The sequence below is a fragment of the Hydrogenoanaerobacterium sp. genome (assembly GCF_032017025.1).
In the GTDB taxonomy this organism is placed as follows: domain Bacteria; phylum Bacillota; class Clostridia; order Oscillospirales; family Ruminococcaceae; genus Hydrogenoanaerobacterium.
Genome location: NZ_DALZQO010000002.1, coordinates 196,549 through 221,983, shown reverse-complemented (window position 1 = coordinate 221,983; position 25,435 = coordinate 196,549). Strand labels below are relative to the sequence as shown.

Sequence of the window (25,435 nt, the reverse complement as noted above, 5' to 3'; positions counted from 1 at the left end):
CACTCACACCGGCGATATCACTGTAAAAATGGTGTCTATGTTCTATCCGGTTCTTCGCATGTACCATTTACAAAATGTTGAAGGACGTGGTATCATGACGCCAAAACAATTTTGTTTTCTCAAACTTAATGGAGTCACAGGCAATTGGGAACAACTTTTTGGAGGAATGAGAATGAGCGATGTCATCCGTGAATACAACCGATGGTCTTCCTGCAACTTAGAGGACAGTGACCTTTCTTTCGAACTGCAGCGTATTGCAAACAATGAAACCGATATTCAGGATCGCTTCTACCGTAACCTTGACTTTGGAACAGGCGGACTGCGCGGCAAGCTTGGTGCCGGTACCAACAGAATGAATCTCTATACCGTACGCCAAGCAACACAGGGACTGGCACTTTATCTGCTGCAACGCTCTTGTACGCCAAGTGTTGCCATTGCCTATGACAGCCGTATAAAATCCCAGCTTTTTGCGCAAGAAGCGGCAAGAGTGCTCGCCTTTAACGGAATTAAGGTGCATATCTATCGCGAGCTGATGCCAACGCCAGCTCTTTCTTTTGCCGTACGGAAACTGGGGTGTACCGCCGGGATTGTCATCACTGCCAGTCATAATCCGGCCCAGTACAACGGCTATAAAATTTACAATAAGGATGGCTGCCAAATTACTTTGGAGGCTGCTGAAGCTATTCGAATCGAAATCGAGAAAACTGATGTACTCTGCCCCCTCGTCTGTGATTCTTTTGAACAGCTTATGGTCAGCGGGGTTATCTCCTATATTTCTGAGGATGTTATCGACTCGTATCTGGACGCCGTCCGGCAACAGCAGATCCACACCATACCATCTGACTGTAGCCTGAAGGTTGTATATTCACCGCTCAACGGAACCGGTTTGCGCTGCGTTACACAAATTCTCTCCCGCATTGGGGTAAAAGATGTTACCGTAGTACCAAGCCAAGAAAAACCCGACGGTAATTTCCCCACCTGCCCCTTTCCCAACCCCGAGGTTGAGTCCGCATTGGCAGAAGGTATCGCCATCTGCCAAAAAACGAATGCAGACCTGCTGCTTGCCACCGATCCTGATTGTGACCGTGTGGGCGCTGCAGTAAAAGCTACCGACGGCAGCTATGAACTGATATCCGGCAACGAAATGGGTGCTTTGTTGCTGGAGTATGTCTGCAGCCAACGCTTTAAAAGTGGCACTCTTCCAAAGAATCCGATTGCTGTCAAAACTGTGGTTACCACCGATATGGTATACCCTATTGCCAAAAAACATGGGGTATCTGTCATCGATGTGCTCACCGGGTTCAAATTTATTGGTGAGCAAATTGGATATTTGGAGCGCACATCCTCCGCTGACCGGTTTGTATTGGGCTTTGAGGAAAGCTATGGTTATTTATCCGGTAGCTATGTTAGAGACAAAGATGGCGTGCTGGGCTCTATGCTCATCTGTGAAATGGCCGCTTTCTACCAATCTCACGGACTTTCGCTTTTGGAACTGCGTGAGCGTCTGTATGAGGAATACGGGTACTATCTCCACAGTTTGGACAGCTTCACCTTTGATGGGCCATCCGGCGATCAGTATATATCCGATTTGATGGAGCTGTTCCGTTCACATCCGCCTGAGATGATTGGCAGCATTGCCGTATGCAGTGTCACAGATTATTCCCGCCAGCCGAGCGGTTCAAATCTACCGGCAACCAACATGCTGTGTCTGCACCTCAATGGCAATTGCAAAGTTATACTGCGCCCCTCGGGAACAGAACCCAAGATAAAAATCTACACAACTGCGGTGGGGGCCTCACGAACCGAAGCCGAAGCACAGGGCAATATTATTCGGGGCTACATACACTCAGTTATCCATGAAACAAATCCCAACCAATACGAAAAACAGGTTAACAAAAAAGTGGGGCAGCTTTAAAGCTGCCCCACTTTTTAGATTAAATGCAGATAATTTTGAAAGACACGGTTAATTCGGTCGGCTTCCTGCTGAGTATCCATCTCACAGAAAATACGCAGCATAGGTTCCGTACCGGAGAAGCGGCAGATAATCCAGCCGCCGTTTTTAAAATACACCTTACACCCGTCCATGTACGAAATCTTCTCAATCTCCATACCAAAGTCGGGACAATGCTTTTCCTCAAAGAGGAGGTGCTGCAGCTCATCTTTGCGTTCTTGCTTCATATGGCAGTCAAATTCACTCATAATAAAGCTTCCATATTTCTGATGGATATCCGCCAGTATTTCGGAGAGGGGCTTACCAATAACGCTGACCATCTCGGTCAATAAGGCACCGGCATAAACGCCGTCTTTACCCAGAATATGCCCGCGCACCGTCAATCCGCCTGAGGATTCACCGCCTATGAGCGCGCCTGTTTCTTCCATTTTAGAGGAGATATGCTTAAAGCCCACAGGGACCTCATAACAGGCTTCGCCAAAGCTTTCCGCCATCTTGTCCAGACAGTGGGTAGTGGCAATATTGCGCACCACTGCACCCTGCCACCCCTTAAATTCGTGCAGATAGTAGTAGAGAAGCACTAATATGTCATTGGGATGGATAAATTCTCCGCTGGCATCGATTAGCCCGATGCGGTCGGCGTCGCCGTCTGTGGCGATGCCCATGTCGTACCCGCCCTGCACCACCAATTGTGAAAGATGGCGCAGGGTTTCGCTGTTGGGTGCGGGCAAACGACCACCAAACAACGTATCGTGACGGTCGTGAATAACCTCCACATTGCAGCGGCAGGTGAGCAGGATGGTTTGCAGCGTGGTTTTGCTCACACCGTACATTGGGTCAAGTAAAATGTTCAGCCCTTTTTCTTTGATGGCATCGATGTTGATGAGATTAAGGATGCTGTCTATGTAGTTGTTCTGCGGGTTGATCCTGCAGATTTTTCCGCCTGCAACCGCCTCTGCAAAATCCACAATGCGAATGTCCGCTTTGGAAAGCGTTGCTATTTCCGCTTCAATTTGGTCGGTGATTTCCTCCGTAGCATCGCGCCCGCCGGAGGTAAAAATTTTTACTCCGTTGTATTCCGCGGGGTTATGGCTTGCGGTAATCGCCATACCGTAATGCGCACCCTCGTCTTTTACTTGATACATAATCAGCGGAGTGGGCGCATTATAATCAATAAGGTGAACAGGAATATGTTCCGCTGCAAATACGCAGGACATCCACTGTGATGCGAGGTTCGACAAAAAGCGGCGGTCATAACCGATGATAACAGGCTTATCCTGAACACCCTTCTTGCGAATGATTCGAGACAGCGCAAGCGAAATCAGCTCTAAGTTTTCTCTGGTAAAGTCTTCCCCGATAATTGCACGGAACCCTCCGGTACCAAATTTTATCATAACAATTCCTCCTGTGTAGTCGGATGCTTGTGTTATTTTAGCATCCAATTGCAAATAACACAAGCAGCATTGCAGTAGAATGCACAGTTTTTTTGATATAATTTAATTTTTTTATGCAACATGATGGTATTTTAAACAAAAGTACATATTTGTCACATTGTATTTACAATTAGAAAATGTAATAATGAAATTACGATAAGCGCAAACCCAGTACTGTTTTTATATGCAACAAAAACTAATTAGGAGGATTTTATTATGAAAAGGCTTCTCAGTGCATTGTTGGCAACCGCTATGATCGCTGGAACTATGGCAGGCTGTGCCGGTAGCTCAAACACACCCGCTCCATCCGGGCAGGATCCATCCGCATCTACTCCGGCCCCGGCAGCAGATACAAGCAAGCACGTCACAGTTTATTCTCCTCATCCGGCTGATCCCCTAAACGCCGGCATCAAAGAATTCCAGGAAAAAACCGGAATTACAGTTGACCTGGTTGCGGCCGGAACCGGCGAGCTCTTAAAAAGAGTGGAGGCCGAGAGCGCAAACCCGCTTTGTGATGTGTTCTGGGGTGGCGGCGCCGACTCTTTGGCAGCATATACCGATTACTTTGATTCCTTTACCCCTACCGATATGGCAAATATTGACCAGAACTATGTCAGCAAAGACGGTATGTGGACAGGTGAATCTCCACTGCCGATGATACTGATGTACAACAAAAAGCTTGTTGGCGAAAACGATGTTCCCAAGGGCTGGGCAGATCTCACCAATGAGAAATGGAAAGGCCAGATCGCTTATGCCGATCCTGCAAAATCGGGATCTTCCTATACCATTCTCTGCACAATGCTCACCGCATTTGGCAAGGATGACGGCAAGGGCTGGGAGTTCATCAAACAGTTTGTTGCAAATCTGGATGGTAAAATTTTGGGTTCGTCCGGTGACGTATACAAAAAAGTATCAGACGGTGAGTATGCCATTGGTTTAACTTTGGAAAAAGAGGCAATCAAATACGTGAACGCCGGTGCAGATGTTGGCATTATTTATCCTTCTGAAGGCACTTCTGCTGTTCCCGACGGTATTGCAATTGTGAAAGGCAGCGCAAATAGAGCCAATGCCGAAATCTTTGCAAACTTTGTACTCGGCAAAGAGTGCCAAAGCATGATGGCAGCGGATTTTGGCAGAAGACCCGTTAGAACCGATACAGACGCCCCCAAAGGTTTGCCCGCTATGCAGGATGTCAAACTCGTCGATTACGATTTTGACTGGGCTTCTTCACAGAAGGAAGAAATTATGAACATGTGGAAAGATGTTATTGTTGGTTAAACAAAAGCCCGCATTGATAATATTACGGATCTTATAATAACGTGCGAAGTGCCGCGCAGGCAGAAGGGCTTTTCTCTTTTGTCCGCGCGGCATTCTTAAAAAAGTCTGAAACAATTCGTTTTTGTCTTTACCAAGTCGGCGTACAGCGCCGTTTAAAGGAGCTGAGTTAATGAGCCATTCAGTAATAATTGATCAAGTAGTGAAAAAATATGGTGATTTTCTTGCAGTGGACCATATTTCCTGCGAAATTAAGCAGGGCGAGTTTTTTACCCTTTTGGGGCCTTCCGGATGTGGCAAAACCACATTGTTGCGCATGATTGCAGGGTTTAACTCTATTGACGATGGACAAATTTCTTTTGACGATAAAATCATTAATCATATAGAAGCGCATAAAAGGGATATTGGTATGGTGTTCCAAAACTATGCTATTTTCCCTCACCTTTCGGTATTTGATAACGTCGCATATGGTCTGAAGGCACGCAAAATACCAAAAAACGAGATAGCACCCAAGGTGCTGGAAGCCCTAAGGCTGGTGCAGATTGAAAACCTCAAAGACAGAAAGCCCTCTGAGCTTTCCGGCGGGCAACAGCAGCGCGTAGCACTTGCACGTGCCATTGTTATACGGCCGGGTGTTTTATTGATGGATGAACCTCTCTCAAATCTCGACGCCAAGCTGCGGGTGCAGATGAGAACCATTATTAAAAAACTGCAAAAAGAACTGAACATCACCACTGTTTATGTCACCCACGATCAGGAGGAGGCACTTGCCATCTCCGACCGAATCGCAATCATTAAATCGGGTGAGATCATGCAGATTGATACACCGGAAGTCATCTACAAAAAGCCGCAGAATCAATTCGTGGCGGGCTTTATCGGAACCTCTAACTTTATGGACGGCGAGGTCATTAAGATAGACGACAACCTCACCGCGCTTGTCAGGCTGGATGCAGGTATGGAGTTTACGATCGAGCTGAAAAAGAAGATTACAGGGCGAATTAAGATTTCGGTGCGCCCCGAGCAGTTTATTTTAGAAGAAGATTCAGATCAGGGGTTATCGGGTGAGGTGACCATGCACACCTTCCTCGGTGACTTTGCAAACTATGAAATTGAACTTGCAAACGGTCAGGTCGTGGAGGCCAACGAGTACACCAAGGATATCGACTTTGTACGCAGTAAGGGGAACAAAATTCATCTGACGTTTAATCCCAAGCAGATCAGCCTGTTTAACGAGGATGGAACGGAGGTATTTTCATGATCTTTGAACACACTGCGAAAAGGGATTTGAAATCGTATTTCAACTTTTGGAATGTGGTCAAATGGCTTTCCATCCTGTTGTTATTCGTATTTCTGGTTTATCCTTTTTTCTCAATCATCTACCGCAGCTTTTTAACCAAGGATAACAGCTTTACGCTGCAAAATTATAAAATCTTTTTTACAAAAGCATATTATTTCCGTACATTAAAAAACAGCTTTTTTGTTTCGCTCAGTGCAACCTTTTTCTCGGTGCTTGTTGGCGTACCAATGGCTTACATAACCACACGTTTCAATATTTACTGGAAAAAGCTAATCAATATGATGATTATTATGTCTTTGATGTCTCCCCCGTTCATTGGGGCATATTCGTGGATCATGCTGCTGGGACGAAACGGTTTTCTTACCAAGCTGTTTGAAAGAATCGGCATTAACACGCCGCCTATCTATGGTTTTGGGGGAATTGTGCTTGTTTTTACGCTCAAGTTTTTCCCCTACGTTTACCTCTATGTTTCCGGTGCGATGTCAAGCATCGACCGTTCGTTGGAGGAGGCCGCCGAAAATCTGGGCTCCAGCAAGCTGAGAAGAACCTTAACCGTAACCATGCCGGTTATTATGCCAACACTGGCAGCAGGTGCGATTATGGTGTTTATGTCTTCTCTGGCAGACTTTGGTACACCCATGCTCATTGGCGAAGGCTACAAGGTGTTGCCTGTGCTGGTGTACGAGGAATATATGAGTGAGATGGGCGGCAACGCCAATATGGCAGGGGCACTGAGCGTGATTATTGTTTTGTGCTCTACCACGGTGCTGCTGATACAAAAATATGCAGTGTCTCGCAAAAATTATGTAATGACCGCAATGCGCCCTCCCATCATCGAGGAACTTTCCACATGGAAGAGGTTGCTGCTCACCGCAGTGTGCATGGTCGTCTCCGTCATTGCATTTTTGCCGCAAATCGTCGTTGTTATCACCTCTTTCATCAAAACCAACGGGCCTATCTTTGTGGATGGCTTTAGTTTGGAAAGCTACCAGAAAATTTTCTATAAGCTTTCTAAAAACATCACCAATACTTTTACGTACTCGATTATTGCCATTGCCATTATTGTGGTGCTCGGCATGCTGCTCTCTTACCTTGTAGTTAAGAAGAAGAGCAAGCTCACCAGCGTTCTCGATTTACTGATTATGTTCCCGTATGTCATTCCCGGCGCGGTGCTCGGTATCAGCCTGCTGGTGGCTTTCAATAAGCCGCCGCTGATTCTTTCCGGCACGGCTTCTATCATGGTCATTGCATATGTCGTGCGCAAAATGCCCTATACCATTCGCTCAAGCAGCGCCATGCTGTATCAGATTGACCCCAGCATTGAAGAAGCATCCATCAATCTTGGGGTTTCACCAATGAAGACCTTCTTTAAGGTTACTGCAAGAATGATGGCCCCCGGTGTATTGTCAGGCGCAATTTTGAGCTGGATTACCACCATCAACGAGCTGAGCTCAAGCATTATGCTTTACAGCGGTAAAACAGCAACCATATCGGTGGCAATCTATACAGAAGTAGTTCGTTCCAGCTTTGGTACCGCCGCCGCTCTGGCATCTATCTTAACCGTTGCAACAATTTTATCTCTGCTGCTGTTTAACGTTATCAGCAAAGGCAAGGTATCGGTTGTTTAAACCAAATAAAAGAGCAGGCATCGCTGTCTGCTCTTTTGCTGTTTGTTTGGTGGACAGGTGCTGGAAGAAGATAGTATAATTAGGGTAGATGGATTTGTGTGAAAGAAAGGAGGCTCTCCTATGCCGCTGCATCAAAATAACGGGCAAAAGGTGTACATCAGTTTTTTCACAAAATTGATTATCTGCTTTGTCGTCATCAGTATTGTTCCTGTTTTGGCGCTTGGTCTTCTCGCCTACAGTTTTTCATTGCGCAGTTCTATGCGCGATTTAGAACGCCAAACAAATACTATGGTTGAAACTGCTGTAACAAATTTGACGCATACCATAGAAGAATATCAAAATGCACTTTCTTATTTTTGCACGGATGATGAGATTATCAATATCCTTGATTCCGGCAATATTTCTGAAACCAGCCAAACTGCGGTTTATCAGAAGATGTACATCCTTTTAGCCGGAAAGCCGGCTTCCGTTGCCATGCATGTCATTAAGGCAGATGGAACCATGAATGTAAGTACAGGTATCTTTCCGGAAATCTACAATATCACCAACCACAAGGAATGGGGTATCTTCCGCAAGTTGAGCGAAAACGACGGTTCTGTGGTGTACTCCAACCGGTTTACCTCCGCAACCGGAAAGACCTACTGTATGACCATTGCACACAGTATTATAAAAAATGGCAATGTCATCGGCTACAGCATAATTGATGTGCCACAAGTTGTGTTTCAAACAATTTTTGATGCCTCCGGCCCGATGCTTCCCGCCTCTTATACAATCATCGATCAAAACTACTATGTGCTTTACAATGGCACCGCTACCGGTTCGATCTTTTTGGAGCAACCACTGCGGGACAAGATGAAGGCCTCAGCGGCAAGCAAGCGGCTTTACTTGGAAGAACCCGGACGGCTTATCACGTGGAGGACGACAGCAGGAGATTTTCCGTTAACCGTAATTTCTTCCGTGCCTGTAGAGCTGGTTGTCATGAGCAGCAATTACATTGTGCTCACCACCGTGGCTGTTGCAGTGGTTGCTATTCTGTTCTGCCTTGTTCTGTCACCTGTTTTAGTACATAGCCTTACCCGCCCGCTGAATGGAATTGTGGATGTAATGAAGCGTGTGCAAAAAGGCGACACCAGTGCCCGCGTTCTGGTGCTCAAACAAGATGAATTCGGCTTTATCGGTTCCAACTTCAACAAAACGCTGGACAAACTGAATGTACTGTATCAAACCAATCTTGAAAAACAGAATCGCCTGCGGTTATCCGAGTTAAAAGCCCTGCAGGCTCAAATCAATCCGCATTTTCTTTACAACACACTCGATTCGATTAAGTGGCTTGCCAAGCTCAGTGGCGTCAACGACATTGTAGTAATGGTATCACAATTGGGACGGCTGCTCAAAAACAGCATCCACAATCAGAATGATTCGATTCAGATTTGTGAAGAAATTACACTGGTGGAAAGTTACCTTTCTATTCAAAAAATTCGCTATGGCGAAAAATTTACAGCTCAAATTCAGGTGGATGACAGCATTTTACAATGTGTTGTACCCAAGTTTATCATTCAGCCCCTGGTAGAAAACGCTATCATCCACGGCATTGAAAACAAAATAGGCAATGCAAATTTAATGATTAAAGGATGCAAAAAGAAGGATACCATTGTATTTGAAATTATTGATGACGGGGTTGGAATCAGCGAAGAACAGCTTGCCCAGCTTCATCAAACCAACTTTGAAAAAGACAGCAGCAGAGATAGCATCGGTATTGCCAATGTGGACAAGCGCATCAAGCTGTATTACGGCGAAGAGTACGGACTGGACATTAAGAGCTGTGAAAATGTAGGCACAATTACGCGAATTACGATGCCGTTTCAATGCACAAATACCGAAAAACAAGAGGAGGCTTGCCGCGATGTTGAAAATAGTGGTGGTTGAGGATGAAATGCTCGTTAAAAAAGGGCTGATCTTAACCACAGACTGGCAAAAATTCAGTTGCGAAGTAGTTGGCGATGCCTCCAATGGTTTGGATGGAATTGAGATCATAAAGCGCATAAAGCCAGACATTGTAATAACCGATGTACGGATGCCCGGCTTGGACGGTATTAAAATGATTGAAGCCCTGAAGGCAGACGGCTGCTCATGCGAATTCATTATTATTACCGGCTACAGTGAATTTGAGTATGCACAAAAAGCGGTAAAACTGGGTGTGCAGGATTTTTTGGTAAAACCAATTGATGACGAAGATTTGGAAAATGCCCTGCGCAATACCTGCAAAGAGGTGCAAAACAAGCAGATGTTGAGCAAAATCCAAACTAAAATGGAGGATATCACCGACAGCCGCATTATGCTGTTTCAGGAGTACATCCTTCCGGCGCAAGAAAACCACGAGGATTATACCGCGAGGGCAGTCAAATACATCAACCAAAATTATCAGAAGGATATCACTTTAAAATCGGTGGCAGACAGCCTGTTCATCAGCGAAAGCTACCTAAGCCGTTTGTTTAAAGCGAATGCCGGCCAAACCTTTGTGGATTATCTGACCTACTACCGTATTAAGATGGCATGTAGGCTTTTAAAAGACCCCGACGTTAAAATACAGGAGATTGCAAATATCATCGGCTACAAAGACCAGCGCTACTTCAGTGTTATTTTTAAAAAGCTGGTGGGACTTACGCCCAAAGAATTTAGGGATAAATTGAACTAGACGAAATAAATGAACTGCATTTTATTTATTTTTAGACGGAGGAACTTTTATGATAAAAAACATTGTATTCGATATGGGAAATGTGTTGTTGTCTTATACGCCGCAAGATTACATAAAAACGATTACAAGCGACGAAACGATTTCCGGTACAATACTTAGGGAGCTTTTTAGGGGTGAAGAATGGGTGATGCTGGATGCCGGAATGATCACCGAGGAAGAAGCAATTGCCCGTGTGCAAGCCAGAATTCCGCAGCATGCTGCATTCGTACAAAAGGCAATGGATGACTGGCACTGCGATCTCACCCCTATCGAAGGTATGCCCGAGCTCGTAACGCGGCTGAAAGAAAAGGGGTATCGTATCTATCTGCTCTCCAACACCAGCTTGCGGTTCTACCGCTACCAGCATAAGGTAAAGATGTTTGAGCTGTTTGATGGTTTTTTGATTTCGGCAAAAGAGCAGCTGATGAAACCGGATAAAGCAATTTTTGAGCATTTTCTCTTAAAATTTAATTTAATTGGCGAAGAATGCCTGTTTATCGATGACCTTAGTGTAAATGTTCAAGGAGCACAGGCTTCAGGAATCAGTGCCTATCAGTTTTGTGGCGCTAACGCTTTAAAAGAACATTTAAAGCGGAGTGGAATCCTTTAAACATCTCAGCACACAAAGCCTGGTTATATTTTCAATCTCAGCGCCGGCAGCTAAGAAAGCTGTTGGCGCTCTTTATTGCTTTACATAATAAAAACGCCAAAGGTTATGGCAAGAGCACAGGTAGCCGGCGAAAGCGAAACAACATTTTTACGTGCGGGGTGAACTTATGAATAACAACACCTCCGCTTTCTCGTTACGCTTTTATAGCCCATCTCAATTTTGCTGAACGAGCACGATTGTTCATATTGCATTCTTCTACTGACGGCCGAATGACCTCGGTTGAAATTTCGCTGTAAACTCCTTCGCGCAGCAAATATTTAAACGACTTTTTGACAAGTCTATCTTCTCCTGAATGAAAAGTTAGTATGGCAACACGTCCGCCTTTTGCAAGGACATTAGGAAGTTTTTCTAAAAATGTATACAACACTTCAAATTCACTATTAACATCAATCCGTAATGCTTGAAAGGTTCTTTGACAGGATTTCTTTATCGCTTCTTTCCGTTTATCTGCCGGAATAAATTTAAGAACATCTCCAATGATTTGTTGGAGCTTAGTAGTCGTAGAAACATCAGTTCCATTTTCGATTTCCGAAACAATGGCTTTCGCGATTTCTTCCGCAAACGGTTCATCTGCATTTTCAATGAGCATGCCTTGCAATTCTTCTTGTGTAACATTTCTTAAACGTTCCGCAGCAGATATGCCTTTTTCAGGATTCAATCGTAAATCCAATGGTCCCTCTTTTTTATATGAAAATCCTCTGTCCGGATTATCTATTTGCATGGAGGATATCCCTAAATCTGCTAATACAAAATCAAACAAGCCAGCCTCAGCAGCAACTTGATCGATATTGGCAAAGTTCAGGTGCTTGGTCGTTAATATATCTGTACCATAGCCTAAACGCTCTAAGCGTTCTCTCGTTTTGGATAATTCAATGGGGTCTGCATCAAGGGCATACATATGGCCCCTTGATTCTAAGCATTTTAGCATTTCTAACGTGTGGCCGCCATATCCTAGGGTTGCATCTAAACCAGTTTGCCCCGGTTTAATTTGCAAGAATTCTAATATTTCTTTGACACATATGGAAATATGCATGCCGGCAGGTGTATTACCCTTCTGGATTATCTTCGCTACTGTATCCGCATATTTTTCCGGTTGAAGTTCCTTGTATTTTTCTTTATAGTTTCTTGGATGAGTTCCCTTGTATCGTACACGTCGTTCGTGCTTTTGCTCTTGATTATCCATTGATTCTCTATCACCTTTTCTTATATTGTTTTTACTGATTTTTAATTGCTATAAATTAGGCCTCTAACCGTCTCATAGGTGTGTTCTCGAAATGTAAAATTCAAACTATGGCAATATGCATCTTATCGCTTGATTGTGTCATTTGAATATTGGCTATCCAAGATTCTTTATTATTTCATGATAGCGCAGGGTTGCCAACGCACTGGGTTTTCCCTTTTGGCAGAAAGAAAGCCTTGCCAACTTGGGAACAATGCGCTCAACTACAATCTGCCCATCCACCATTTTGGCTTCCAGCTCTTGTAATGCTTCCAAAAAACGCTTGTCCCTTTTTGCCCTGTTATAAAATGACAAAACGTAGACGTAAACAAAAAGGTTGTAGTTTCGGAAGGGATATTCCACTTGCATAAACAATGTACCCATTCCATAGTGGCATGGGCCAATTGGCTTTCTGATCGTCCAATGCTCCAGCAGAAATTCCACAGCCTTGTCAAGCATCGGTTCTGTGTTGTTATAATCGCTAAAGCGAAAGGCATTTAAGGCCGTAAGCGTTGGGAAGGGGTTGGAATATTCTGTTTCCGGTCCTTTGCCAAAGCTGAACTTATTGCAACGCCAGCCGCCATCGGCATACTGAATGCTCAGAAGGTGCTGAAAGGTTTTTTGCAGTCTTGCATCGGAGGCATACCCCATGTAGCACAGCGCCTCGGCAGCGTGGACAGTATGGCATGGGTAAATAGCGCCTTGGGGGGACAGCTTGAAACGTCCATCCTCCCGCCATGTGCTGAAGATAGACTCAGCAGCCTCTTTCAGTACAGGTTCAGTTGGCTCCACACCCAATTCCAACAGGTAAAGTACGCTCTCCAAAGTAGAGAATGGGGCTCCTTTTTGCAAACGTCTGTCCGATGTCGCCCAATAGTCCCCTCCGTTGTCATATCGATGGGACAATATCTCTTCCACATCCGCTAAATATTGCTTCTCCACAGCCATTTATTTCACCTCTATCTATATTGCATGGTTACGCTTTTATTCATTTTACCATAAATGAGATGAAAACCATAATGCAAATGTAAATTTTAGGCAGGGACTCTACAATACGGACCAGACAGCAAGCCACTACCCTTATACAAGCATTACTAGGGTATACTGGGGTTGTAAGGGAAAAAGAAAATCAGGCACCATAAAAAGTGACCGACTACCCATTGTAACTTGGGCAGTCGGTCATTTGTTCAGGTGTGTAATTGCGCAAAGGGGTTAGTGCTTGGTATGCTTTTTCTTCCAGAACCAAACACCGCTACCCACAAGAATTATTAGCATTGCCGTGGCTACCGCAAAAGAGATGTTATTGCGGTAAGCTGTATCTGTTGCATCTGCAGGGGCAGTCGGTATAACCGCATCATCCTCAAGTTTCTTATCTGCGGGAGCAGCCTCTTTAATCAGGGGATCTGCAACCGCAGAAGCTTCGATACTCTGGATGGCTCCTGTAACAGGAACGGTCTTGCCGGAGTTGTATTCGATATAGCCGGGGCCTCCCGTTTCGGGATTGGCCATTTCATTGACAGCTGTTTCCACAAACTTGACGTCCTTGTATCGTTCCGCCAGCTCGGAGAGCTGCCAGTAGACACGTCCTGCATCAACTTTTTGCCCCATACCAGCAGGAATTGTAATCGTATTACCTCCATTCCAGTAGATGACCATGCTTATGTTGTGTTTATTCAGTGCTTCCATTACAAAATAAGGCATTCTGTCATAGGCTTTCGCACTTACTTTCACAATATCGCCGCTCTTGGATGCCTCAATTCTTCCTTTTACATTCTGCCAGAAATTATAACTGTCATCGCTTGAAGCACCATCGGATTTTCCATTTCCACTATTGCCAGACGTTGTTGCTTTTCCGTAAGCAATTGCATAAGTAGAGAATTGGTCACCATAGAAAGTAAGGGTATGCGCTTTTTGGTCATAAGCTGCAGGAAGAATCGCAGCGGTATTTTGATGAGCTTTTACTACAAAATATGTAGCTTTATTCCACAGCTCTTGCGGCAACTCAATTACAAACTTAAGTTTCTTGCCCGCAGGTGGCTGTATTTCTTGGTCTGCAACATTATCCTGTGAATTCGCTGCACCTGTTATTGTTTTCAGCATTTTTATATCCAGGTACATTGCAATCGTCTGCCCTTGTTGGATCGCTTGTTGTACCACAGCTTGATCGGTAGGTGCATCGACCTTTTCTACAGCCACCTTAATCTGAACCTTTGCTCCGGGCTGCGAGGCAATTTCTTTGTCTTCCAGTGAGAACATATCGTCCATGCCCTCTACCTTTAACGCAGGCGTGCCAGGCTTCAAATCCAGAACAGCTTCCATATCAGCAGTTTGTCCCAATAAAGCGTCAAAAATATCTCTTGTGGGTTCTTTCGTCTGCACATCAAACTCCCACACACTTGCCCATACGCCACCGGTGGCTCCGCTGATTGTTAGGCGTACGTAACGCCCTGTCGCTTCTTTTTCTATAACTTTTTCTTCATCATCTTCAGACATGTTCCAAGTTTCACTGATGTATGGCGTCCATTTATTTCCGTCTTCGGAGAGTTCAATCTGATAGGTCCACGCTGTGGGTTTCTCAAAAAGAATCTTCATTCCAGTAATCTGTGTAAGCTCACCCATATCCATTGTGAGAGATTGCGGTTTTGCTTCACCTGGCGGACAATAGCGTGTCTGCTTGTCTCCATCAATCATGGCGAATACCGAATCCCCTACATTGGCAACGGAGGATGCTGCACACATCTTATTTTTAGCAATATTCTGGCTAGAGCCCTGCTCCATTACTGCTATTTCCTGTACAGAAATATAACCAACACCTGCAGATTCTACAAACTTGACTGCTATGTAGCGAGCCTCTTGAAGCCCTGTATCGGTATATACCTGCTGATTAACCGCATTGCTTGCATTATCTGCAAACAGGTTCCAGTTTTCTCCGTCGGCAGAATAAAGCACTTGATATTTCCATGCCTGTGCGCTCGTAAAGGTCGTCTTGACTTGTTCAACCTGCTTTAACTCACCAAGGTCAACGATCAGCGCCTGCGGTATATCCGGGCCGCCTGCTGCCCAGTAGGTGTCCGTATTTCCATCAAATGCGGCTGCTGCAGTATTTGCATTATCCCGTGTACTGCTTGCGGAAGAAAGCCAGCGTTTCATCTTACCGCCGCTTTGCTTTACATCTTCGTCTATCCACACAAAAGTGGAGGCGCTGCCCCTGTTTGATCGGGCGAAGAAAGGAATTGCTTTTGCCGACATACTGCGCAGTTCGCCGTTGGAATCATAGTACTGTCCCTCAAAGCCGATTGTCACCACGCCACCTAGCAGATCAGGCTCAAGTTTCGTGCTCAACACAGCATCCGCCGGTATACCAATGTTTCCGTCGCCTTTATTGAAGCCCGGCACATAAAGCGGAATGTCTTTGCTCTCAACGCAGTAGACCAGCGGTCCATAAGCAAGTGCTACCTTGCCACGGTTGTAAACTACATTTTCATCGGAATATTCCCGACGCGCTTCCATAGGGAATTCGACTTCAACCGTTTCTCCATCTTTGGCTGAAACCACTGCATAGCCATTTTTGGTGGTATATGCATAGGGTTTGCCATTTACAGAAATGGCAATACGCTCCGACTCCGCCCACTCGGGCAAACGGATGTGGAATGCGGAAACGCCTTTTCCGGTCAGAGTTGTTTTTCCACCCCAAGGCATTTGCGATTTCTGTTCTACAGTGACTCCGTCTAGTTCAAGCTTACTGGAAATAAACTGATTGACATAAACTTCGCTTCCGTCATAAGCGTAAATATAAGAGGGCAGCTCACCATAAAACTTTAAGAACATCGGGGGGCAGCAAGGGGTATGGTCAATCCAGCTCCAGCGTCCTCTGTTCTTGTCTGTCAGCGGCTGCTGGTAATAGAACGTATCTCCTTTTTCGCCTACGCTACCCAGAACACCATCATAGATATATTTTTCTACAAGATCGGCATATTGAGAATCTGCAAACGCCAATGCCATATGTTCACTGAAAAAGCCCATTGCTACCTGTGCGCAGGTTTCACAATAACCGTTGTTGGGCAGATCATAGTTAGGTCCATAGGCTTCATCAGCGCCCTGTGCACCTACGCCGCCAGTAATGTACATCTGCTTGTCAACGATATTTCTCCAAAGCTTCTGCGCCGTATCCAAATAAGTATAATCACCAAATTCACGTCCCGCAGCTGCCATACCAGTGTAAAAAAGATTTGCTCGCACGGCATGCCCGGCAGCAACATCCTGGTCAAAATACCTGGCATGATCCTGCGCGTATTCACCATAGTTCGTACCATTGACGCGGTTGTCATAATTTCCATGATTCTCAATCCAGAATTTCACCAGATCTGCATACTCATTTTCGTCAATGCTCATTGTCCTGCTTGCATCATATTGGGCAACCGTTGATTTTAACTCCGGCTCATCTCGATAAAGCTCATACAGCTTGAGCAGCATCTCCTCCGGCCCCTCATGAGAAGGAATCATATTGATTTTCTGTGTGCCATCGGCTTTCAGCCCATAGCCGTAGTTGTCCACCAGAAATTCAGCGAAGCGTGTTGCGACATAGAGCAGCTTGGTATTCCCCGTCGCTTTGTAATAGTGAACCGCTGCTTCGGCCAAACAGCCAAAATTGTACGCGTCATGATACCATCTTGCATTTCCGGTTTCATCGAAATATTTTCCCGCACGCTCCATCATTGCCCAACTGCTCAAATAGCCATTTGCGCTTTCCATGGACGCATCATAGATAATATCCACATAGCCATCAATCCGTTTTTTCAGCTGTCTATATTGCTCCGAATTCGGATTTGCACGCATAAAATCGCTGGCGCCGCGAATGGTCTCATAAAGCAGACCGTCGTTCCAAGGGTCGGTACTGCCGGAGGGGCGTGCCCCGGGCTGCCCTATTTTTTTAAAATTCTCTAAGGTACCTGTACGTTCAAAATTATCAAATACATGTTCTATCGTGACATCTTCAAAAAGAGTAAGCTTCTCTTTCCAAAAACCATCACTAACCTTTACTTGCTCAATTTCAGGCATTTTTAAATTGGCCAAATCACCATTGAACAAGCTGAACTCAATGGTATAATCGGTTGTGGTTGCTCCGCTTTTCACCGAAACAATCGCTGTTCCGGGAACCGTCGCCGCCTGTGTTACCGTTACACTGTCCGCTTCCGCAAACTCCGCGGTAACCGTTGGTGCTGTCGCGCTGTTTAAAACATGCTTATACTTTTTGCAGTTACATAATACATCAAGGCGGGCAACAGTGCGGCAATACAAACTTGTCCGTATCCTACACCGGCGATATCGGCCAATACAAATGCCGCAGCGCCCATAATAGGGGGCATAATCTGGCCACCGGTAGAAGCCACTGCGGTTACAGCGCCAGCAAAACGGTTTGAATACCCTTGCCTTTTCATAAGGGGAATCGTAAAAGAGCCGGTACTCACTACGTTTGCAACAGCACTGCCAGAAATCATACCAAACAAAGCACTGGCTACAACAGCCATTTTTGCCGGTCCGCCACGATTGCGTCCGGTAAGAGCAATGGCAATATCTTGGAAAATTTTATCGGCGCCTGAAACAGCAAGATAGGCGCCAAACAACAAGAACAAGAATACGTTGGAAGCAGAAACACCAATGGGTGTGCCAAGAAGACCCTGATCACTAAAAATAGTGGCAATTACGCGAGAAAAATTGTAGCCTCTATGTCCCAAAATGCCGGGCAGATTACCACCGAAAAGTGCATAGATAATAGTAAAAATTGCGATAATGGGCAGCACCATTCCCAGTACTCGACGCGATGCTTCTAGGACAATCAGCGTAATGATTATACCAAACACGATTATAATAGTGCTGAGCGCGTTCGTCTGCATGGTAACAATAAATGTATCAAAAGTAACTATTACATACAAGCCTACCACAGCGGTTAGTATTATAAAGGTCCAGTCCAACCAGAGAAAACGCTTGGGGTTTTTCTTATCTGTAGGCACATACAAAAATACAAATATTAGGCCCAAGGTGAGGTGCCATGCGTAAAACCGGATACTTTCCATTGGCCAAAATGTGAAATTTCCAATATGGAGCAAACCGGTGAATACGGAAAGCGTAATTACAAAATATTTTTTAAAAAAATCGTACTTACTGGATACAAGCTTTTGTTCAGCAGCCATAATGTCCTCCTCTAAAATCTCGCTGAATTATTCGGTATATTCAGGCGGGATCAGCTCATTCGGAACCTCAATACCAACCTCTTTCAAATAACGGACAGTGCCTGCATGTAACGGAATATTAGAATTCAAAGTATTTTCAGCTGTCATGTAGGAACAACTGCTGTGAACGGCAATCATATCGTCCTGATTTTCGCAAAGTGTTTTAACCATAAGGTAAACATCATCGGCAGAAACACTACTGCTGCTTGCCAGCATATTCCATTCCGACACACTGCGGATATCTTCGGGGGCTGCTTTGTAAGAGCCACCAGGCATATCATCTGCTTTATAAAAGCTATAAGTATCTACCAGAGCAGCTTGCTCTTCTTCAGATAGAGGTACAAAACACAAAGCCTTCGTGCTTTCCAGCTCACTAATTGCAGCAAAAGGAGGATATGAAAATAGAATAGCTGCATCAATAACACCGTTGTCGAGTGCGCTGGCAGTAGCGCTGTGTCCATCGTTGTGTATCTGTTTCGGTGTAATGCCTCGGCTTTCCAAGAACTGACGGAAAACAGAATCCATTGCCATACCTTTTGAACCCAGACCTACAATTTTTCCATTCAAATCAGACAACGATTTGATGCCTGAGCTATCTAAAGTGTAGATAGTCAGCCATGAGGGGTAAAGTGCAAGTGCACTGCGAAGGTTATCTAAGGGTTTACCGTTTGTCCAGTCAGCCTTACCTTCAGCAGCTTCACTTAATGACGAAGTCATAGCGATACCCAATTCTGCGTCGCTATTTTGCAGCATAGTAAGGTTAGCTGTACTGCCGCCGGTAGTTTCGGATGTAAACATGAATTTGTCAGGAGCATGTCCATTTATAGCTGTAGCAACACCACCACCGATCAGATAGAAGTTGCCACCAACAGAACCACTGGCTACAGAGTATTTTTTAACACCGTTTTTACCGCTACCGGTGTTTTCGCCGTTATTATTTGAATTACCCGAACCACTACATGCAAATAAAGATAGACTTAGAGTACATGCCATAAGTAAAGCAAATATCTTTTTCATAATAATCCTCCAATACTTTTATGTGAATCGTGCACTTCTATTGTACTACAGAGTATACAGGGTCAGTCAATAGGCTGAATGTATACCTTTAAGCTGCGAAAGGCGCACCCTTCATGAAATCCTCCACCATATACATGGCCGCCGGCAACCGCTACTGACGCATGGATATGAATAAACAGCGGGGAGGAAGTATCATGATACACCGCTTTAAGAGACGAGTCTATCTTATTCATGGGCATAATTTCTCCTGTAAAGGCAAGGACTTCGCCGGGACCGCGACAAATTACTTTTCCTACTTTGGGAGGAAGTTCGTTGTTTTCCGGTGCAGTTAACACCAATTCTTTGACTGAACCTATAGCCCCGCTTATATAGGCACTTTCCCAACCTTTACTTAGAACATATTCCTGTATTTTTGTCTTGATGTGCTCGTCTTTATCGATGATAATCTTATACACTTTATCCATTAAGGGCCTCCTTCTTAGGGTGTCACTTTTTTCAATGCTTGGCTCGCAGCAATGAGAATAGGATCATACACAGGTGCTACCGAGGGGGAATATACCAAATCCAGGTCGTTCAACTGTTCTACAGTCATTCCGGCGGTAATAGCTGCAACAAATACATTCATTCTGCCAGCTACCGAGAAACTTCCTACACCCTGAGCACCTAGCAAACGGCCACCTTTTCTTTCAAAAACAAGAGTGATATAGTTATCAGCACTGCCGGGATAGTAGGAAGCACGATCCCCTTTCATAATACTGGAGGATACTGCATCATAGCCTGCATCCAGAGCTTCGTTTAGCGACAAACCGGTGGCAGCGACATATAAATCAAAAATCTTTGTAACCTGAGACCCAAGAACACCCGGGAAAGAAGCTTTCTCGCCTGCGATTGCAGCACCTGCTACACGTCCTTGTTTGTTGGCGGTAGTACCCAGCGGTACATAACAGGTTTTTCCTGTTATGATATTTCGCATCTGTACACAGTCACCGCATGCAAAAATATTCGGATCTGATGTGTGCATAGCGTCATCTACCACAATTGCACCTTTTAACCCAAGTTCCAAGCCGCAATCGGCAGCAAGTTTCGAGTTTGGCGCCGCACCGGTTGAAAGCAATACAATTTCTGCCTCAAACCTGCGTCCGTCGCTTAGGCACACACCTTTTACCCTGCCTTCTTCAGATTCGATTGCCGCAACCCGCTCATTTAATATAACTTCGACACCATTGCCTTCCAGTTCTTTTTGAATTATAGAAGCATAGGTTTCTGGCAATACAGGAAGAAGGCGAGGCATGGCTTCTACCAGAACTACTTTTACACCTGCGTTGGTTAGCTGTTCGGCCATCTCTAGCCCAATAAACCCGCCGCCCACTACAACAACTCTTTTGGCTCCTTTTGCTATAGCTTCTTTGATGTCGATTCCATGTTCTACCGTACGAAGAATGTGCACTCCTTGAGCCTCTATGCCCGTTATGGGGGGGCGAATAGGCACTGCGCCTGTAGCAATAACGAGCTTATCATATGGAGTTTCAAAGGTGGCTCCTGTATTAAGGTTTATGCCTTTAACAAGGCGTTGCTGCCGATCAATCTCAGTAACTTCGTGATTGATGTGAGCATGAATACCTCGTTTGTCACGAAGGTTTTCCACTGTAAGCGAAACCAGATCTTCTGGCTTAGGAATCATGTCTCCCACAAAATAAGGCAATCCGCAGGAGCCGTAACTTACAAATCCGGTCTTTTCATACACAGTGATATCCATATCTGAGCAGGTGCGTTTTGCTTTTGAAGCGGCGCTTAATCCTGCGGCAGTGCCACCGATTACGACAAGCCGTTCCCCCATTGTTGTTCACATCCTTACATCATTTATCTGATTTTATACACTGTACTTTTTAATAACGCCCATTTCATCCATCATATTGCGCAGCTCGTCAAAATGAGGCCCTGCATAATCAAGATAAGGTTTACGCAGAGATCCGCCGGGAAGACCCAAAATATTAAGAGCAGCTTTTATAACAATTGGATTGGACAAACGATATAACTCTGTAAGCAGAGGGAACCATTTAAAGTATTCTTCACGGCACTCCTCCATAATTTCTACGCTTGTCCAAGGGCGAGAGTATTTTGCGGCCTCTTCCGGAATGATATTACCGCCAATGTTTGCGGTACCATGGCCACCAACTGCCAATGTAGGAATAACAATGGAGTATTTGGGAAAATCACAGCAAAGAATATTAATTTTATCTCCGCATAGACGTTTTACCTGCACCAGTTGACTTACATTTGCCATAGCTTCTTTATCACATACGAAGTTATCGTGCCGATCGGACAATTTTTTGATTGTTTCCGGCTCTAAGTTTACGCCCAAACGAGATGGATTATTGTAAATTCCGCAGGGTAGCTTCGTGGCGCTCATACAGGTATCCATGTGTACAAAAGCAGCGTTTTGAGGAATCAGCACATAAGGAGGAACGGTAAAGATCAGTCCGTCAGCACCCTCTGCTTCACAGAATTTTGCAAGTTCTACACTTCCTTCGGTGCTTGCTGCGGCACAGCCGAAAAATACAGGAATACGACCTTTTGTCATTTTAATGACATTGCGGATGATATCCTTTTTTTCGTCTATGCTCAGTAAAGTAGTTTCGCCCGCAGAACCCAATACAAACAGTTCCGAAGTACCGTACTGAATTTGACGATCAATCAGCACCTTAAATGCACCAAAATCAACTTTTCCGTCTTTACCAAATGGGGTAGGCATTGCTACCCAAGAACCTGTAGGCCTCACCATAATAGAATTCTCCCTTCATGTTGCACAGTGTTAATACAAATACTAAGCAGAAGTTTGCTTTGATTTCATTATAGTTGCCGAATTGCGGTAGTTCAGTAACATAGCTCATGTTGTATCAATTGATACAAAGCACACATTGTTTCATTTATATAGTTATTTCAATATTTTTCATCTCATTCATGTAAGTTATATACATGATTTTTTTGCAGACTTGTTAACTATACACAGTTAGGTGTTGGCCTTTTGAACAAAAATATTGTCAAAAATTCTACAAGCAAATAGGATGGATTCTTCTAAGCTCTTGCACTTAAGCTGCTTTCGTATTATAATATTAATAAAAATATGTCGTTTGTTTCTAGACTGTATTGGTCAAATTGAATAAAAGGTGGAACGTTTTTTGGAACAGCATGGTCGCAGCACATTAACTACTCCTAATTTGTTTGATAAAAAATTGGATGACATTTTAACGCCGATTTCGAAACACATACATGTACCTGCCAAGGAAATTTTCTGTGCTCCCGGGCAAGAACTAAGCTATATCTATTACATCCATCAGGGTCGCTCTAAGCATTATATGACCAGTGAAGATGGTAGCTGTAAGATGCTGTATAATCTTACAAGCGGCTGGTTTTTTGGAGAAACTCCTTTTTTTCTTAATACACCTTCTGGATTGTACTCACAAGCAGAGACAGATTCGATTTTCTACCAGATTCCAGGAAATGAATGTGATCGTCTGATGAAGGAAAACGAACTGTTTCGTAGAACGATTACTCATAGCTTCTGCCATAAGCTGCTCATGTTGCGATATGAAATTGAAAATCTTTCATTTAATTCGTGTAAAAATCGCTTACTACGCTTGTTCTATGCCACTGTAAATACCAAAGATGCTACTGATCCGGGATGGCTTAATTTGAAAGTGCAGTATACTCATGCAGAACTGGGTGAAATAGTAGGAGGTTCGCGGGTTACCATTAGCCGCCAAATGAATATTTTATATCAAGAAGGCTTTTTACGTTTGGTTAATCGAAAGGTGCAGGTTAATTCTGAACTTTACTCCCGTTACATCTCGCGACATAAAACAGGGTTATAGGTCTATTTAGTAAAGCCGCTTTCCATATTGTTGCCGCTAAATTGACAAGAAACGATTTCTATCAATCTTGATGTTCGTTATGTACCTATATTATTTGGAACACTAAAGGGCATCTCGTTTCAGAAAAAGCACCATAGAATACAGGCTAAAATCTGCATGCAATATAAAAAAGACCAAGAAACTGTTCCGTAAATCAGTTTCTTGGTCTTTTCTATTGTGGAGGGTAATTATCAAGTTTGAATCCAACAACCTCAAAGCAAATTTCACTTGTTTTAATTTGAATAGTGCATTTTTCTACGCTTTGGTCAGCCCGCATATAGAAATGCAGCCTACCTACCGTTTTATCTGTGTTATGCCCTTGCCCTCTAGCTTTCTGCCTTTAGCTTCGCTCTACTCCGAAATAATCTAACAGAATGCACTCTGCCTCTGTATTCCAAAGGCCGCTGTGTTTCTGGCAGCTGGTGTGCAGGCTGGCGAACAACGGATTGGTTTTGCCAAGCTCCTCAAAATCGTCCAACGCAGTAAGGGGTAAATCGATTTGAGTATAACCTAAAATTTTACCGGCGCGGATATTGGGCAGGTTGGCGGTTGTATCCGCAATTGCGTTTATGCCACAAATGTGTGACACCATTACGGCCGGGCGCAGCTTCTTTTGCGCTGAGAGCCGCAAAGCCTCTTTTAGATCATTGGTGTTACCACCCGTACTGCCAAGAATATGGGTGGAGGTATAGTGGCAGTTATACAGGTTCACGAGCGCAGTAAAGTTGGGATCGGATGGGCCCGCAAAAAAATTCAGGCAGCCGTCAAAAGCAATCAGTTTGTCGCCCAGTTCAGCCAATTCCCGGATGGGAGCATACACAAACACATCGTCATAGCCTTTGCCATTGCTGAGCTCCAGCAATTCTTTGTATTGATCATTGGATTCCTGTGGGTTGAAATAGGTGAGCTGTACCCCATGCTGCTGTGCAAACTCAGACGAAATCAGCTCTTTGGCACGACTAATTCGCGCGTTATCCACATCCGTAACCACGATCTGAGCCGGTTTTCTATCCGTAACCAGCGGGTATTCAATAGCACCAAGGCCCATTGGTCCGCATCCGCCTAAAATCAAAACGTTTCCGCCTTCTTTAATATCCATGGCATGGTCGTAGTTTGTCTTGTTAGTATGGTACATAATGTGATATCCGCCAATAATACAGCTCATTGGCTCTCCCAGTGAGGCATCAAAGTAAGCGTCGCCATCATAGTGCAGAAGACAGCCCAATTCCATTACTTCTTGAGGAATAATGCAGTATGTAGCCGCTCCGCCGAAAAATTCATACGAATAGCCCGGTGAAGCCAGGCTCCCTTTGTAATTAAGCGCGGGCTGCTGCGCAAACTTTTCACCCGGCTTAAACTCGTTTTTCCACTTTTCCCCTACTTGCACAATTTCCCCTGCAAACTCATGTCCGATGATGATTGGGTTTGTGTCTATGTTTTGGGGTGCACGTTTATGCGCCTTTCCCTGAGTGAGCAACTTGTTGGTTGACATGCAGATGCTGTCGCTGATGATTCGGACAAGAATTTCATCTTCTTTGATTTCAGGCAGTTCAAACTCTTCGAGACGTAAATCATTTGCGCCATACATGCGCACCGCTTTTGTTTTCATTTATTGCACCCATCCTTCATTTAATCTTGTTAAGCACCACCTGGCTTTGTAACTTGTGCACGGTCTGTAAGTCGGGCGGGTTTGTTCCTGTGGTTGTGACTGCACCCGCAGAGGCAGCAACAGACAAAGCTGCAGCTTGTTCAAAAGGCAAGCCTTGCTGCATCGCATAGGCGAGCGCGCCTACCATGCTGTCACCGGCACCTACCGTTGAATGCACCTTTACCTTCAGGCCCGGGGCATGAAAGGCTTGATCGCAATTTACAAACAAGGCACCGTCTGCACCCATAGAGAGCACTACGAGCTCTACGCCGGTGGATAGCAGCTGCCCACACATTTCAAGCAATTGTTCAAGACCTGTACCGACTGGTGCGCCGAAATATTCAATCAGTTCATCTCGATTGGGCTTAATATAATTTGGCGGAGCCAAAAGTGCCTCGCGCAAAGCTTCGCCGTCCGCATCT

At 44.7% G+C, this 25,435-nt stretch carries 19 protein-coding genes; 8 read left to right on the top strand and 11 right to left on the bottom strand.

The window, feature by feature from the left end; all coding sequences use genetic code 11:
• Positions 1-172: 172 nt before the first annotated feature.
• Positions 173-1,915, top strand: coding sequence for a phospho-sugar mutase (locus RTV33_RS02760; RefSeq protein ID WP_312641304.1), 1,743 nt, complete (start codon positions 173-175; stop codon positions 1,913-1,915).
• Positions 1,916-1,929: 14 nt separating this feature from the next.
• Here the strand turns inward: RTV33_RS02760 and RTV33_RS02755 are convergent, their stop codons facing one another.
• Positions 1,930-3,345 carry a phosphoglucomutase/phosphomannomutase family protein gene (locus RTV33_RS02755; RefSeq protein WP_312641302.1) on the bottom strand — a complete coding sequence of 472 codons (1,416 nt, stop codon included), beginning with the start codon at positions 3,343-3,345 and terminating at the stop codon, positions 1,930-1,932.
• A gap of 255 nt (positions 3,346-3,600) precedes the next feature.
• On the opposite strand from RTV33_RS02755, the gene RTV33_RS02750 reads away from it, so the two are divergent.
• From RTV33_RS02750 to RTV33_RS02725, 6 genes are all read left to right on the top strand, one after another.
• Positions 3,601-4,662 carry an ABC transporter substrate-binding protein gene (locus RTV33_RS02750; protein ID WP_312641300.1) on the top strand — a complete coding sequence of 354 codons (1,062 nt, stop codon included), beginning with the start codon at positions 3,601-3,603 and terminating at the stop codon, positions 4,660-4,662.
• A 169-nt stretch (positions 4,663-4,831) separates the two neighbouring features.
• On the top strand, positions 4,832-5,917 hold the full coding sequence (locus RTV33_RS02745) for an ABC transporter ATP-binding protein (protein WP_312641298.1): 1,086 nt from the start codon (positions 4,832-4,834) through the stop codon (positions 5,915-5,917).
• The gene (locus RTV33_RS02740; protein WP_312641296.1) at positions 5,914-7,584 is read left to right on the top strand and encodes an iron ABC transporter permease; all 1,671 of its coding nucleotides are present in this window, start codon (positions 5,914-5,916) and stop codon (positions 7,582-7,584) included. The genes RTV33_RS02745 and RTV33_RS02740 overlap by 4 nt, the downstream gene beginning before the upstream one ends.
• Positions 7,585-7,704: 120 nt before the next feature.
• Entirely contained in the window at positions 7,705-9,510 is a 1,806-nt protein-coding gene (locus tag RTV33_RS02735) for a sensor histidine kinase (protein ID WP_312641294.1), read from the top strand.
• The gene (locus RTV33_RS02730) at positions 9,488-10,279 is read left to right on the top strand and encodes a response regulator (RefSeq protein WP_312641292.1); all 792 of its coding nucleotides are present in this window, start codon (positions 9,488-9,490) and stop codon (positions 10,277-10,279) included. The genes RTV33_RS02735 and RTV33_RS02730 overlap by 23 nt, the downstream gene beginning before the upstream one ends.
• 49 nt (positions 10,280-10,328) lie before the next feature.
• Complete coding sequence (locus RTV33_RS02725) at positions 10,329-10,928, top strand: HAD family phosphatase (protein WP_312641290.1); 600 nt, start codon at positions 10,329-10,331, stop codon at positions 10,926-10,928.
• A gap of 193 nt (positions 10,929-11,121) precedes the next feature.
• On the opposite strand, the gene rsmH is transcribed toward RTV33_RS02725, so the two are convergent.
• The 8 genes from rsmH to RTV33_RS02685 all read right to left on the bottom strand — a co-directional run bounded on the left by rsmH (position 11,122) and on the right by RTV33_RS02685 (position 22,236).
• Entirely contained in the window at positions 11,122-12,171 is a 1,050-nt protein-coding gene (gene rsmH, locus RTV33_RS02720; RefSeq protein ID WP_312641288.1) for a 16S rRNA (cytosine(1402)-N(4))-methyltransferase RsmH, read from the bottom strand.
• A 153-nt stretch (positions 12,172-12,324) separates the two neighbouring features.
• A complete protein-coding gene (locus tag RTV33_RS02715) occupies positions 12,325-13,155 on the bottom strand; it encodes a prenyltransferase (RefSeq protein ID WP_312641286.1) in 831 nt (276 codons plus the stop codon).
• Positions 13,156-13,419: 264 nt separating this feature from the next.
• Positions 13,420-17,505 carry a beta-L-arabinofuranosidase domain-containing protein gene (locus RTV33_RS02710; protein WP_312641284.1) on the bottom strand — a complete coding sequence of 1,362 codons (4,086 nt, stop codon included), beginning with the start codon at positions 17,503-17,505 and terminating at the stop codon, positions 13,420-13,422.
• The gene (locus RTV33_RS02705; RefSeq protein ID WP_312641283.1) at positions 17,439-18,398 is read right to left on the bottom strand and encodes a TRAP transporter fused permease subunit; all 960 of its coding nucleotides are present in this window, start codon (positions 18,396-18,398) and stop codon (positions 17,439-17,441) included. The genes RTV33_RS02710 and RTV33_RS02705 overlap by 67 nt, the downstream gene beginning before the upstream one ends.
• 27 nt (positions 18,399-18,425) lie before the next feature.
• Positions 18,426-19,454: a TAXI family TRAP transporter solute-binding subunit gene (locus RTV33_RS02700; RefSeq protein WP_312641281.1), complete on the bottom strand. Its 1,029-nt coding sequence runs from the start codon at positions 19,452-19,454 to the stop codon at positions 18,426-18,428.
• Positions 19,455-19,516: 62 nt separating this feature from the next.
• Complete coding sequence (locus RTV33_RS02695; protein WP_312641279.1) at positions 19,517-19,918, bottom strand: DNA-binding protein; 402 nt, start codon at positions 19,916-19,918, stop codon at positions 19,517-19,519.
• A 14-nt stretch (positions 19,919-19,932) separates the two neighbouring features.
• Positions 19,933-21,291, bottom strand: coding sequence for an FAD-dependent oxidoreductase (locus RTV33_RS02690; protein WP_312641277.1), 1,359 nt, complete (start codon positions 21,289-21,291; stop codon positions 19,933-19,935).
• A 33-nt stretch (positions 21,292-21,324) separates the two neighbouring features.
• On the bottom strand, positions 21,325-22,236 hold the full coding sequence (locus RTV33_RS02685; protein ID WP_312641275.1) for a dihydrodipicolinate synthase family protein: 912 nt from the start codon (positions 22,234-22,236) through the stop codon (positions 21,325-21,327).
• A gap of 397 nt (positions 22,237-22,633) precedes the next feature.
• Between RTV33_RS02685 and RTV33_RS02680 the strand changes: the two genes are divergently transcribed.
• Entirely contained in the window at positions 22,634-23,326 is a 693-nt protein-coding gene (locus tag RTV33_RS02680) for a Crp/Fnr family transcriptional regulator (protein WP_312641273.1), read from the top strand.
• Between the two features lie 379 nt (positions 23,327-23,705).
• On the opposite strand, the gene RTV33_RS02675 is transcribed toward RTV33_RS02680, so the two are convergent.
• Entirely contained in the window at positions 23,706-24,974 is a 1,269-nt protein-coding gene (locus RTV33_RS02675; protein WP_312641271.1) for a zinc-binding dehydrogenase, read from the bottom strand.
• 16 nt (positions 24,975-24,990) lie between these two features.
• Positions 24,991-25,435 (bottom strand): PfkB family carbohydrate kinase (locus RTV33_RS02670; RefSeq protein WP_312641269.1); only part of this gene is annotated, 445 nt, incomplete at its 5' end.